This window comes from Faecalibacterium sp. An192 (assembly GCF_002160175.1).
Taxonomy (GTDB): domain Bacteria; phylum Bacillota; class Clostridia; order Oscillospirales; family Ruminococcaceae; genus Faecalibacterium.
The window spans coordinates 40993-54830 of sequence record NZ_NFKB01000019.1 but is presented as its reverse complement, the minus strand read 5'-3'; the positions used below and the strand labels follow the sequence as shown (position 1 = coordinate 54830).

The following is a 13838-nucleotide window of genomic DNA, read 5'->3' as shown; positions in this document are numbered from 1 at the left end:
CTGCTCTGCTCTGCTCTGCTCTGCTCTGCTCTGCTCTGCTCTGCTCTGCTCTGCTCTGCTCTCAAAATTATCCTCCTTATCCTTTATATTGTCAACAATTTACCTGACAAAAGCCATGAAGTTATTTCGTATTTTTATTGGCATATAAGCTTTTAACTGCTTCAAACAGCATATGACTGTAAAGCTAATTGCAACCACTACAGCTACAATGATCAATGCATAAAACACATTATTTTGAAGCATTCCAACAGTAATAGCCACACCAAAATGCTGCATTATTATTTCTGTAAGCTTTAATATAATTCTCTTAATCGGTTCATGTACAGCTAAAATTGTAATGGTATTCTGGCCAAGATATTCGAGAAAACTATTTTTTACAATAAACCACTTGCATACAAATCCAAGCCACAAAGATCCTATAATACCTCCAAATATATAAATCACATAGCTCTTTCCATAGGAATTGCTCCACATCGATACCCCAGGGTTAAAGTATCCAATCATAATAGAAATCACTAGAAATCCAGAAATTAAAAATTTTTTCCAGCTATTTGTCAACGTTATTTTTTTATATCACATTCAACGATTCCCCATACATAGCCTAGTATATACCATACTAATCCATCGATTATTCGCAAAAGCCATATCGTATAAAAACACACTGGTAATATAAATGACAGTCCAAGCCATACTGCAGCAATCAGGCCATCCACACTAAAAATCCATAAGAATCTATTACTGTTGTGATTAAAAATAGGATACGCTATGAGTTCTAATATGTATAACACAATAAGGAACCATATTGGCCCTATATCAAAAGATCTAAAATGAGATTCAATTAAAACCCAATACGTAAACAATAAGATCCTAAATAAAACAAATGGCCACAGGATTGTTTTTGAACGTTTGAGAAAAAAAGCTTTAAAAGAACTACGCTTTCCAAATTTCTTTAAAATATATCCTGATAGGGCAAAAAACAACGGCATATGAAAAGTATAAATCCATTGAACTAGAAAACCTTTTGTATTTACATGACCTATAACTACTAAAATAATGCCTAGTCCTTTTAGCACATCAATCCAACTTGTTCTCTGTTCCGTTTTCAAAAATACCCTCCTCATCCTCATAAACTAGAGCTTAATTTATATAATCTGTCAAAACAGCTTTCAAGTAAATTTTTATTGTGCGGGCAAAAATTAAATTTTATTTTTCAAATTCATTTTCATTTTCAAAACCATTTGTGTTATAAATTCTTCTTTTAGCAAAAAAAGAACCAACAAATAAATCACACAACCAGCTGTTCCACCAATTAGGCACTTTATAATATTTTGAAATTCATTAATTCGTGGCATGAGAATAGTAATTCCAACATACATAAAAATCATTGCAAAAAATGCCTTTGTAAACGTATTTATTGCTTTAAGGTATTTAAAATTTGTCATTTTTTTACACATATGGATTAAAAGTGCTATTGTGCAGATAGTAGCTGAAATAGATGTTGCAAAAGCCAAACCTAAATACTCAAATCTTTTTACAAGGACAATATTCAGTCCAATATTTACACCAACTGCAATTATTCCATTAATCATTGGAGTTTTTGTGTCTTTCATAGAGTAAAACACTTTATTCAGTACATCTCTAAACGATGCTCCAACAATTCCAAGCGCATAAATTTTCAATGCCCGACTCACAAATAAAACTGTTTTCTCATCAAACGCTCCTCGCCCAAATAAAATTTGCACAATTTCTTTTGAAAAAGCAAAAATTAAAGCACTTAATGGTAGGACCAGTAATGACACCACATTAATGTAAGTTAAAGTAAATGAATTTTTTTCTTTCCTGTCATTTCTTGCAAACAACTCTGTCATTTTAGGATATAAAATTGTTGTCAAGCTTAAAATGACAACTTGAGTCACCATATTTGCAATTTCACTTGAATAATTTAATGCAGAAACACTTCCCTCTACCAAGCCAGATGCCATCGAACGATCAACAATTGAATTCAACTGATTTACGCCTGTACTAACAAAAACCGGTCCAACCAGTATTAACATTTGTTTAATATTTGTATCATGGAAATCCAATATGTACCTATGTTGAAAGTCAGTTTTTTTCTTTATAAGTATTTTTAAGTAAATAAATTGTCCAAATGATGCTAGAAGAAGTCCAACTGCAAGGATATATACGTTCCCAATATAAAATCCAATTACAATAAAAATAATCTGAATTAAATTATATGGAACATTCATCAAAGAATTTTGGTTAAAATAACCTTCGATTTGCAAATAAGCATTATACACATATACCAAAATAATAGCAATACATGTCGGCATAATAATTTTGGCATATTGATTACACAGTGCAAAGGTCTCTCCCTGAAATCCTCCTGCAAACAGTTCGACAAGTTGCCGTGAAAAAACTATTCCTAAAGTAGTCAATAAGATTGACATCAAAAGAAAAATATTAAATACATTATTAGCAAATTTTTCAGCAGCATCCCTATTTTTCCGAATCTTTATTTCTGTATACAAAGGAATAAATCCTGTTGTAACTGCCGTACCAAACACAGTAAATATAATGGCGGGAATATTTTGAACTGCAACAAAAACATCTGATACATAGCTTGTTCCATAATAATTGGCTAAAACCATTTCTCGAACAAAGCCCAATCCCTTTGCTATAAACGCTGCCAAAATTAATTCAACAACTTTTGTCGCAATGCTTTTCTCCCTTTTTTGTACCATTTAATTGAATCCTCTCTTTACCGCCAGTCTGGTTTTCTTTCTAAGATAAAAAATTATTTTTTTAGCCGTGATCTTCTTTCTATAAAACCATGCCACTTTCGCATAGAAATGTACTGTACTACATGTTCCATGTTTGTTAATAAATCTATAGTCCAGTTTACTTTCCCCAAGTTCTTTAACTAAGTCTGGATAAATTGTATAAATAGTATTTTTTGAATAGCTTTTTACTTTAAAAGAAATAGGTCTAGAGAAAAGATGAATGTACATATATTCTTCTCTTTTAACATTTGTCCCATCTAAATAATTTCTTATAATTTTCCCACTTTCCCAAGTAAATACTTGCCTATTATTCTTATATCCATCTTCTTCGGGTAAATACAGTAAATAAAAACTTGTCGTAAATCTGTCCAAATGGGCAAAATTAGTTCCTGTATACTGTGGAATATTCAAAGCCTTATACAGATTTGTCATGACGACCTCATCAAAAAATTGTCCATCATCGCTTGTAAATGCTTCCTTATAGTCTACTATACCATCCACATGAATTCTGTATCTGCTATTAACTTCCTGTGTATTTCTGTACAACGTTGAATGTCCTTGAAATCCTATTTTGTCATATCGCATTAAAATATCTTCTGTTATAAATTTTCGGATATCACCCCATATTAGATCCATGTCACAGTGACCCCAAAAGTCATATTTTTTCAGATCTTCTGCAAATATTTCCCCATATGCAGGGCGAAAATCACACAATTTCCAAGGACGGCTAATGCTGATCTTAAATTCATAACACTTTTGAATTTTATTCTTTATATCCTCATACGAACAATAATGAACTTTTACATTATCAGGATACTCATATGCAGTGCGATCATCTGTATATAAAATCCAATCAATCGTGTTGTTTGTGCTACATGAAAGAAGCCACATTTTAAAGCCAGAAGGCAATTTTCCAAAGTACGGTACTACATAACATATCGAAGCCTGTTTACTCATTTGCAAATTCCTTTCTTTAACGCTAGTAAATATCCTACAGGATATCCGCAAGTAACGATCACCTTTCTGTACACTCCATTGATTGAAGATATAGCATCTTTATACTTTCGCCCAATCCGAATATTATCTCGACTATATCCAATATAAGCTTTGATAAAAGCCTTTGGATATTTCCAGAAATAATCCATGGCTTCATTTATATAATAACGCCATAAGTATATTGTTTCTCGCGCACGTCCGGCACTTTGTTTAATCACAGAATTTTCCTGGTCGTGATAATAAGCTCTTATATTTTCATCTATATAGCGAGTCTTATACTTTCTTGCCATTCTCCACCATACAACAGACTCAGGGTAAAACTTAAGTTTTTCATCCGGTTCTGGAAAAGGGATTTCTTTCATCACATCAGTACGAACTATGTTCCACTTTTCAAAGCATAGCCTTTGAACAAAATATGCGTCCAAATCATTACTGTCAAACATGTATTGCGGGTAAGTCCCGATCGGTGTTCCATCCTCAGCATTATAACATTTTGCAATAACGCCCTTATATTGACTTCTTTCTTCCTTTGGTATTGATTCCCATGTATTAATAAATACCTCTAGCGCATTTTCTTTGAAAGAATCATCCGAGTCTGCAATTAAAAATAACTCCGATGTAGTTTCCTTTAATGCTCTATTTATTGCTGAATGCTTACCTGCATTTTCCTCATAAATATAATTAATTTTAAAATTTGCTTCCTTTTTAAACTCATCTACAAGACTTTTTGTGTCATCAGTCGATCCATCATCGACAATAATCCAAATAAAATCTTTAAATGTTTGCTGTTTTAAACTTTTAAACACACGCGGTAAAGATTCTCTTCTATTATATGTAGGGGTAAAGACTGTTACTCGTTCCATTGTTTTCTTCTTTCTCAAAATTCCAAAAATGATTATATTCTTCATCAAAATTTAAAATTAGAATGCAATACAATCCAATTGTTGTAAAATGGAAAAAAGCAGATGTTGCAATGCTCGAGATAAGTGAAATAATACACACCATAATCCCAGCTAACATTGAATACGGATTTTTTCCACATTTTCTTATAATATACTTAAACAAATCAAATAACAGTATTACCATCAATATTGTTCCCAAAACACCGAACTGTGCAATAATTGCAGGCCAATATCCATCAGCTGCCATTGATCCATCATCTTCAGCTAATCCATAAACTTCATTCATTCCGTATAGTGTATATAAAAAGCTGTAATTTATAAACGCCTGATATGTTCCAAAGGTTGCAAATCCAGATCCTATCGGGAAGTACTGTGCCATTGTTTTTAAACCATATTTCCAAAAGGCATAGCGTGCTGTATTTACACCATCAATAAAGAAATAAACAAATTTGTACCTTCCAAGAAATGCAACTGCAAAACCTAGAACCAATAAATATCTTAATTTAATAATTTCTGTTAGCTTTTCAAAAACTCGTCTTCGTTTTATCTGCTTTATTATTATCAAATAATATAAAACTACATATATTAATGAAAATGCGAATGCTCTACTTTGCAATGTACATATTAAACTAAACAATGTACATCCTAAATAAAAATTATTTCTTTTTCTTAGTCTAAAATTTTCATATTCATATTTTGCTTTTACGGTTAGAATAATCAAGTACATATATGCATACATTGAATATACTCCCGGTATGGGTACGCCATTACTAGAAAATATAAAAGCATAGTTTTTTATAGGGAATTGTAATGTTATACCAGAACTCATTCCAATATCTACAAATTGGTTAATAATGGCACACACTGCTGAAACTACGACTAGTAAACAAATTGGCGGTGCAAGATACTTTATGACCCTTCTCATATTACAGCTTTTTGCAAACTTATCTGCACCCAAAAACGCAATAAAGACTTTAAAGCAATAAAATATATCCGCCAAAATAATCTTAGGATTTTCTTGCAATTGTGATCTTATTCCACCAATTATTCCAATGACTATAATACCTATCATACAGCATACAATAGTTGCATGATATTTGTTAATTTCTCTGCTTTTTAGGCAACACCCAATAAAGTAAGCACCAAAAAAAATTGTTACTAGTTCATCAATATAGCCAAAAAAGGGGATTACTTGTATTAGTTGATATTGAAATACAAGCAAATAGCATATAATCAATAAAATTACATCATGCACCATGATATTTCCTTTGCTTTAGCATATTACTATATTAAGCATTCGTTTTATGAAATTATTACGTCAGTATAGAGCACCAATTTTTTTCTCCAGAATTGCTCATCCTCTTTTTTTCATATTTTTTATTTTTCTGAGCAATTCTATTACTTTCATTTTATATGCCATTCCTTTTATCGACTCCAACAATTCATCCTTTTTTGTGATTTTTATATATTTTCTAATATGATCTGGCAGATCATGTTCATCAAGATTTGCATAAAAATACTGTCTATTTTTATTTGGAATCGCCGAATTGCAAACCATAATCCCATCCAACCCTATCGCTTTTTGAATGTTCACTGGGAAAATTTCATAAGCACTAGAAATTTCTTTTAAAATCTCACTTCCCTTGTCTGTATGAACCAAAAGATTTGTATATCCCTTATCGTCATCTTTTCTTCCAAGAAGTTCACCCATATGCCAACAATCAAATACTGTATAATCACTAACTCTACTTACATTTTTGAATTTGCAAGAATAACAAGAAGGTCGAGAAGAAATTTCCGAAAAAAAGCTCTTAAGCATATAATCAACTCTTGCGCTTCCTGTATATTTCTTTCCATTTTCAAATCTAAGCATCATTGTGCCACTATGATATCCATACGTTTTATTTCTGAAATTGATCTCTGTTATTTTCGAATCGTACTTTTTAGTTTGAAAATCCAGATATTTTTTCCACAGTTTAGGTGATGGTGTTCCATGGCACACCAAATCCACTGTTATCAACTTTTCATAATCTTTTTTTAAAAACTGCTTTAATCCATACACCTGACAAGTTGTACCAATAAAACAAACCCACTGATTTCTTTTTAACTCATCTAGGATTTTTTTATATGTATCTCCCAAATAGCTTTGGACATATTTTGATCCTCTTGTTTTTGAGAATTCAATTCCATCTTCAGTAAATTCTCTATGTACAACATTCCAGTTATCGTCATAACTCGCAGTCCAAACGCTCCCACCCTTACTAAAAAACCACTGAGCAAGCGGAGTCGAAAAGCCACCTGATGTACTTTGCATCAGATCACTCTGATTTTTCGTGCGGACAATGTATGCCACCGGTGTTTTTTTCAATCGGCTTATAATTTAATATCGGACATACTTTTTCACATAGACCACAGTTTACACATTTCTTTTTATCAACTACTGGATATAAAAAACCTTCTTCATCCGGTTGCATCGATATACACTTTTTGGGACATATATTAAAGCACGCTGTACAACCACAGCAATTTATTTTCTCAGTAATCTCAATCACTATTTATCTCTCCGACTTCTTTAGTTTTCTAAAACAAATATCAATCATCTTTTTAGCAATTAAAGCAAAAATAATTGTTAATATAAGTGTTAAGAACAATATTACAACGTATGCGATATTCCCGTTATTGATTCGGTTTGCAATTCCGACTTTTTCAACGACTCGAAATATCATCATATGAGAAAGATACACTTCCAAACTTACTTGACTTAACGTCTTTGTAATGCCATTTGCCAACAATTTCATCGGATGCGATATAGCCAATACCATCCACATCGAAAAGAGGATAACGGTTTTCAACGTAAAAGGAGCAGAGAATTCATTTGCCGGAATTAAATACCATGCCACTGTTATAAAAACCGTTACCAGTAGTACCGCAAATGTGGGGACTCTACTTACTTTTTCTTGAATGGAATCTCTATAGAGATACAAAACGCCCCCAACTACAAAGTACACTGATAAAAACAAAAAGTTGGCACCATCTGTTTCACCTATGGATTCATAGTAATTACAACAGCACCAATTTAAAATAAGGCAAATAATGACAGTAGCCCATGCTCTTTTTTTTGTGGAAAGCAAAAAAACATAAAATGGGAACATAAAGTAAAAGACAAATATGACTCCTAATGTCCAGCCAACACCAACCACAGACATATCATGCGAAGGCATCAAATTAAAGGCCATTGTAAGAGAAGCGAGTACATCTCTCCACAAAACTGTTTTTATACTGTAAAACGCATCAATTAATACGAGAAGTGCAAAAAATGGAAGATTTTTTTCAAAACGGCGTATATAGAACTTTTGAAGGTTAATTTCGCCATTTTTAAACTGTTCATAATATCCACAACACATACCAAAGCCGCTTAAAATCAAAAATAATTTCACAAAATGTGTCATACTTCCTATAACATTTGTCATAAATTCAGATGTAATGGGATGCCCCATATTAGATGACACATGCATAGCAACAATGCCAAAAGCAGCAATAACTTTTAGCCCGTCCAAATTTCTATATCTGTTATGACTGCTTACCGCCATAAATAATTGCTCCTTTTAAGCACGCTTTTTAATTTCACGCAAAACGGTGTTGAGATACTCGTCCGTTACAGACTTAATCTTTTTATATTTCTCACTTACAGCTTTATAATCAATGTCAGTTTTTATAATGTCCGATAAATTCATTCCCCCTTTATAACGCCGATCTTCTAGGCCAAAATTCATACACAGAGTATCTATCCGAGAATTTTTTGAAAAGCTTGCATTCTCAGCATATCTGTTAAATACTATAAATTGCTTTTCATTAAGAATAGAAAAAGCAGTGCCATGGAAAGAATCCGTACAGATATACTCTGCATTCCGCAAAAAATTCAAAAACCTTTCCGGACTTACATCATACGGAGCAAAATCGCCAAAGTGTTCATCCTCTTCCACATACTGATCCATATGCCGAAGCGCAACAATCTTCATTCCTTTATCACTTGCTAATTTTTTTACTGCGTTCCGATGTTCCTGTGTAGCCCCAAGAAAATATGCAAAAATATATGGTTCATCAATTTCTTTTTTATTAGGAATTCTCTCCAGCCACTCTTTTTTGCTCAAAAAGAAAACCGGATCTAAAATCGTAGGAACATCCCGTCCAGTCAGTTCCTTAACGATTTCACTTCCTCGATTTTCGCGCATACTAATATACTCAATGCGTTTTAAGTAGTGTGCTGTTCTTTTCTTTTGATACCATGGAATTTTCTTTACTCCAAAACTAGAGGCAATCGAAATTTTCAATGTATTATCAGGAACAAACATCAAATTATAATAATTCGTTGGCAATCCCGCCGGACTCCATAACTGATCGCTTCCAGTTATTACTGCTGAATACTTTTTTCCACCTTCACACAGTGCAGCATACCCAACATACTCCTCTGAAAAACTTTTGAATGCCCATTTTTTGAAATTTGCAAATGCTTTCATACGGACTTCATCGTTTTTTGCATATTGAGGATATTTTTTTAAACTTATTTTTCTTTCAATACCCTCATATCTGCTATTAAGCCATACAGCATTAAAAAGCCGCGGTATATCTTTCAACGTTTCCGTCACAGTTTTCTTACGAGTATATCGAATCAACTCATACTCAATATTTTGGTTTTCCAAATAACTAACGGTTGCATACGCTTGTAGTATACCGCCATAATTTTCATGCATGTACTTTATGCATACTCCAACCATACTAGCTTCTCTCCTATACTTCAAACTCACTTTTTCAGCAAGTCTTCATATATTTTTTGATACTTTTCGTTTTTTTTCTGCCAGGTATAGTTTTCAGCCTTCTTTCGTGCATTCATCCCGCGTCTTATCACTTCGTCTGGATTGATAATACACTCAAGGATTGCCTTTTTCAGATTTTCAATATATTCCTCTTTTGTATAACCATCATAAAGCCAACCTGTGTTCTCGTCAAATAAAATTGCCCCGCCAAATTTATTAATGGTAATAACCGGAATGCCTTTTGACATTGCCTCAAGCAAGACTGTACCTGTTGTTTCTCGTATGCTTGGCATAATAAAAACATTTGCTCTTGCATATTCTTCTTCCATTTGCATATATGGAATAGCTCCTATACAACATACATGCTCAGACAAATTGGAATTTTCTTCACAACGTCTACGCAAATGTTCAAGTTCAGGCCCATCACCAACAACTCTAACTTGATATTTTGTTTTCTGTGGAACTCTCATCAATGCGTCGAAAAGAAAATCCAATCCCTTTCGGTATATCATTCTTCCGGCAACCAAGAAGACACATTTTCCATTTTTATCCTTCTCATTGCCAGTATCCTTAATATCATTTATATCTACTGCAACTTCAGTTATAGGCTCATTACACATATTGTAATTCTCCATTTACATTTCCTTTTCTGTTCAGCCTATTTAAGTTCATTGTTAAAGAGTAATTCCTATAGACAGTTTAACCCTGTCTCCCTGTTAGGAATTCCTGTGTTTCTTTATTCGCAAACATAATATAATCACAACGATTTAGTTTGCCTGTAACTCTCAACTTAAAACGATACCAACGATTAATCCCTGCACGAACAATTTCAATCATTTCATGTCCCTTCGCATAGTCTTTTAACCCCTTCGGCAATGATTCCCCTCCGCCAAGCGGGCCACAAACAAATTTAGCTTTTTCTATTTTGCCATAGTCTCCAATCGCACGAAACTCAATCGGCGTAATTTGATGAATGATATCAATTTTTTTGTCAACACAAATTTTCTTTGCAAGTGGAAAAGCTCTCCTATTCCACACATTTAATCTTCCCGAATACATAAATCCTCGGAAAATTTTTTTATAAAAGTTTGGAATATCAACAAAATAAAACTCTATATTTTCAAGTGTGTGGCTCTGCAAATACTTTTCAACCGGTTCACGCTGTTCTTCTTTTGTAATCACATAAACTCTATTTGTTTTGGAACTTTCATAAGGAACACACCAACCGATTTTATCTTCACTCCCAGCAAAAGGGTTGCATGAATAAGCGATATAAAGGATATTCATCAATTTTTCTCCATCTGCCGTGCGATATCTGCATCCACAATCTCTTCGCCGGTCTTATGCTTTAACTGTTCCTGACTAGCTTCACTCAGACCATTGTTAACCACACAATTCATATCACAGGTACTGCACTTATCCAGTTCTTCTTTAGTAACCTTACCATCACGGTAATCGCGGCAGATCTTCAGCTCATACATACTATAAGGATGCTTGGTAAAGAGCGCCTTGAACTTGTGGATCAGAACCCAGGTGGCCGGCTTCCAGATGTACTTGTGCATTGCCGGACTGACAGAACCAATCATCCAGCAATCACGATCGCAGCAGCGAACCTTTTTACGAACTTCTTCAGCTTGCGGGCTATTCCACAGCTCGTCCCAGCTCTGGGTGTTCAAGTTGCCCATGACTTCCTTGTCCTTGGTACCGTTGCAGGGCATAACATCGCCATACGGATCAATGAAGAAGGTATCAAAACTCATGTCACAGGGCAGCAGCCGCTTCTGACCATAAATGTAATTGATCAAGCCATGGTTAAAGTAAGCGCGAAACCACTTTTTGGGACTATTGCTACGCAGAAGCTCATTAATCAGATTTTCAAAGTTTTTCGCCACCATCGGACGGTCATGGATGATATTCTTCGCCTCAACAAAGTAGAAGCTGTTATGCAGCGAAGCGGTAGCAAACTCCATCCCCATTTCATTGGAAATGTTATACAGTGGAACCAGATCAGGAGCGTTTTTATCCTGAACCGTCATGCCAAAGCCGACATCCTTCATGCCCATTTCGCGCAGTGTTTTCAACGTCTGGTAGCCGCGCTGATAGCCATTCTGCAGACCGCGAATCTCATTATTGGTCTTTTCCAAACCTTCAATGGAGATACGAATACCAATCTGAGGGAACTCCTTGCAGAGGTCAACAATGCGGTCGGTAAAGAATCCATTGGTTGAGATTACAATGCGGTCAGACTTTTTGTAAAGTTCACGCACAATCTCTTTCAGATCTGTACGGATAAACGGTTCGCCGCCTGTAATATTCGTAAAGTACATCCGAGGCAGCTTCTTGATGGTTTCAATGCTGATTTCCTCTTCCGGCTTGGAAGGTGCTTTATAACGATTACACATCGAGCAGCGAGCGTTGCAACGATAAGTAACGATGACCGTACCGTTCAGTTTCTTTTCACTATTATTGGACATTTTAATCCTCAACCTCTCTTTTACTCTTTTATCTGTAGATCTTCATGATCTTCTTGTAATACTTGTCAACAGTATCAAATTTGATATCTCTGCAGTTTTCACTATATTTAGTACACCGCTCTTTATCATCCCAGAGCTTCTGAATTTTCTTTTTCAGGTCTTCCTCGCTACCGCTCTCAAATAACTCACCAGTTTTACCAACCTGGATCAGCTCCGGGATACCACCGATGTTTGCTCCCAAAACTGGTGTGCCGTACATCTGGGATTCCATCACAGAGAACGGACAGTTCTCATACCACTCAGACGGATAAACCGAGAATCTTGCTTCCCGGATGAGCTTTTCCAGCGCTTCCCCCTTCTGGAAACCTACATCCTGAATATTGCTCACACCCTTGATGCTGTCTTCTAATGGGCCGGTGCCTGCAAAGATGAACTGCACATCCGGCAGTTCTTTGCAGACCTTAATGAGTGTCCCAATACCTTTTTCCTCAGAGAAGCGGCCAAAATAGAGAACATAGTCCTTCTTTTCTACTTCTTTCCACTCCACCTTGTCGATGAAGTTGTGCATTGCCACGGTTTTGGTCTCAAACATTGGGTTGCTGTCCATCTTGCTCTTCATGAACTCAGAGCAGCAGATCATTGTATCAATGTACTTGTATGTACCCTTCAGCTTCCAGAACTCCGCTTCCATCATGCCGATGGCAGATTTCGCGGTAGAGCCGTGAATGCACTTGCCTTTCACGCAGTTCATAAAGTGACCGCCAAGGCACTTCTCGCAGTTCTCATGGTTATTTGGATTATTCAGCATATGGTTTGGACATACCAGCTGATAGTCATGTGCCGTGAAAACAATCTTGCAATTTTTACCGGTCTCTTTGCGCCATTTCACGATTTCCAAAATGATGGAGGGAGTCAACTGATAGTTGAAATTATTCAAGTGGCAGACATCCGGCTGGAAATCATCCAGAACTTTGCGTAGTTGAACCCGCGCTTCTTTGCTGTAAATTGTCTTGACAGGATAAGTAAGTTTTGACAACTTCGAGCCGCCATGAAAATCCATATCACTGGTGTAAGCATTGACGCGGTTGCCAACACACCGTCCTTTATGCTCCATGCCAAAGTATTGAACTTCATGTCCCTGGCTTTTTAAATAGTCTCCTAATTTAAATATGTATGTTTCGCTTCCCCCATTGGGGTAGAGAAACTTGTTAATCATAAGAACTTTCATATAACACCTTTGATAATTTTGCTTTATTCTTGATACAGCATCAGTGTTTTCTGCACGATAACATCCCAATCATATTTTCTGCAAATATAATCTGAGGCTTTTTCTTGATAATCCTGAACGGTTGACTCTTGCTTGCAAAGCTCCTGCAACTTTTCTTTTAAATCTTCCACATTTCCCTTTTTGAAAGAAAAGCCATGATGCCCTATCACTTCGGTACATTCTGGAATGTCACTTGTTAAGCAGCAGTTTCCAAAACTCATCGCTTCAAGCAAGCTAAGCGGCATTCCCTCCAGATCGCTTGGTAAAACATAAACGTAGGCATTGCTGTATAACTCTTGAAGCAGTTCTCCCTGTACAAAACCGGTAAAAATAATACGGTTATTGTCTGATGCCAGTTCCTTCAACTGCTTCATGTAATCGTCTGTATCAGATGCTCCACCAGCAATAACCAACTTCTTATCTGTCTCAAGCTGCTTGAATGCTTGGATCAAATAGTGTTCTCCTTTTTCTGGCACGATCCGTCCCAAGTACAAAAGATGAATTTGTCAAGATGGGAACGGGAAAAAATCAAAATAAATTTTGAGGAACACCGGCAGTTCAACACATGACACCTTATGGGGACTGGATAGCATATCGTCCCA

At 35.4% G+C, this 13838-nt stretch carries 14 protein-coding genes; all 14 read right to left on the bottom strand.

What is annotated here, in order from left to right:
* Positions 1-99: 99 nt before the first annotated feature.
* A complete protein-coding gene (locus B5F27_RS16790) occupies positions 100-504 on the bottom strand; it encodes a hypothetical protein (protein WP_158098216.1) in 405 nt (134 codons plus the stop codon).
* Between the two features lie 56 nt (positions 505-560).
* Entirely contained in the window at positions 561-1106 is a 546-nt protein-coding gene (locus B5F27_RS07780) for an acyltransferase family protein (protein WP_158098215.1), read from the bottom strand.
* A 90-nt stretch (positions 1107-1196) separates the two neighbouring features.
* Positions 1197-2744 carry a murein biosynthesis integral membrane protein MurJ gene (gene murJ, locus B5F27_RS07775; protein ID WP_087366117.1) on the bottom strand — a complete coding sequence of 516 codons (1548 nt, stop codon included), beginning with the start codon at positions 2742-2744 and terminating at the stop codon, positions 1197-1199.
* Positions 2745-3740, bottom strand: a complete 996-nt coding sequence (locus tag B5F27_RS07770) for a DUF6625 family protein (RefSeq protein ID WP_087366114.1) — start codon at positions 3738-3740, stop codon at positions 2745-2747.
* Positions 3737-4642, bottom strand: coding sequence for a glycosyltransferase family 2 protein (locus B5F27_RS07765; protein WP_158098214.1), 906 nt, complete (start codon positions 4640-4642; stop codon positions 3737-3739). Before B5F27_RS07765 ends, B5F27_RS07770 begins: the two co-directional genes overlap by 4 nt.
* The gene (locus tag B5F27_RS16515) at positions 4608-5939 is read right to left on the bottom strand and encodes a hypothetical protein (protein ID WP_144066496.1); all 1332 of its coding nucleotides are present in this window, start codon (positions 5937-5939) and stop codon (positions 4608-4610) included. Before B5F27_RS16515 ends, B5F27_RS07765 begins: the two co-directional genes overlap by 35 nt.
* A 96-nt stretch (positions 5940-6035) precedes the next feature.
* Positions 6036-7034: a Coenzyme F420 hydrogenase/dehydrogenase, beta subunit C-terminal domain gene (locus tag B5F27_RS07760; RefSeq protein WP_144066495.1), complete on the bottom strand. Its 999-nt coding sequence runs from the start codon at positions 7032-7034 to the stop codon at positions 6036-6038.
* Positions 7035-7236: 202 nt separating this feature from the next.
* Positions 7237-8271 carry an acyltransferase gene (locus tag B5F27_RS07750; RefSeq protein ID WP_087366098.1) on the bottom strand — a complete coding sequence of 345 codons (1035 nt, stop codon included), beginning with the start codon at positions 8269-8271 and terminating at the stop codon, positions 7237-7239.
* A 15-nt stretch (positions 8272-8286) separates the two neighbouring features.
* Entirely contained in the window at positions 8287-9456 is a 1170-nt protein-coding gene (locus B5F27_RS07745) for a polysaccharide pyruvyl transferase family protein (protein ID WP_087366095.1), read from the bottom strand.
* 26 nt (positions 9457-9482) lie between these two features.
* Positions 9483-10130: a glycosyltransferase family 4 protein gene (locus tag B5F27_RS07740; RefSeq protein WP_087366091.1), complete on the bottom strand. Its 648-nt coding sequence runs from the start codon at positions 10128-10130 to the stop codon at positions 9483-9485.
* 64 nt (positions 10131-10194) lie between these two features.
* The gene (locus B5F27_RS07735; RefSeq protein WP_087366088.1) at positions 10195-10782 is read right to left on the bottom strand and encodes a hypothetical protein; all 588 of its coding nucleotides are present in this window, start codon (positions 10780-10782) and stop codon (positions 10195-10197) included.
* The gene (locus B5F27_RS07730; protein ID WP_087366085.1) at positions 10782-11969 is read right to left on the bottom strand and encodes a radical SAM protein; all 1188 of its coding nucleotides are present in this window, start codon (positions 11967-11969) and stop codon (positions 10782-10784) included. The genes B5F27_RS07735 and B5F27_RS07730 overlap by 1 nt, the downstream gene beginning before the upstream one ends.
* A gap of 28 nt (positions 11970-11997) precedes the next feature.
* A complete protein-coding gene (locus tag B5F27_RS07725; RefSeq protein ID WP_343214636.1) occupies positions 11998-13185 on the bottom strand; it encodes a glycosyltransferase in 1188 nt (395 codons plus the stop codon).
* A 35-nt stretch (positions 13186-13220) separates the two neighbouring features.
* Positions 13221-13724, bottom strand: a complete 504-nt coding sequence (locus B5F27_RS07720; RefSeq protein WP_343214635.1) for a glycosyltransferase — start codon at positions 13722-13724, stop codon at positions 13221-13223.
* Positions 13725-13838 lie beyond the last annotated feature (114 nt).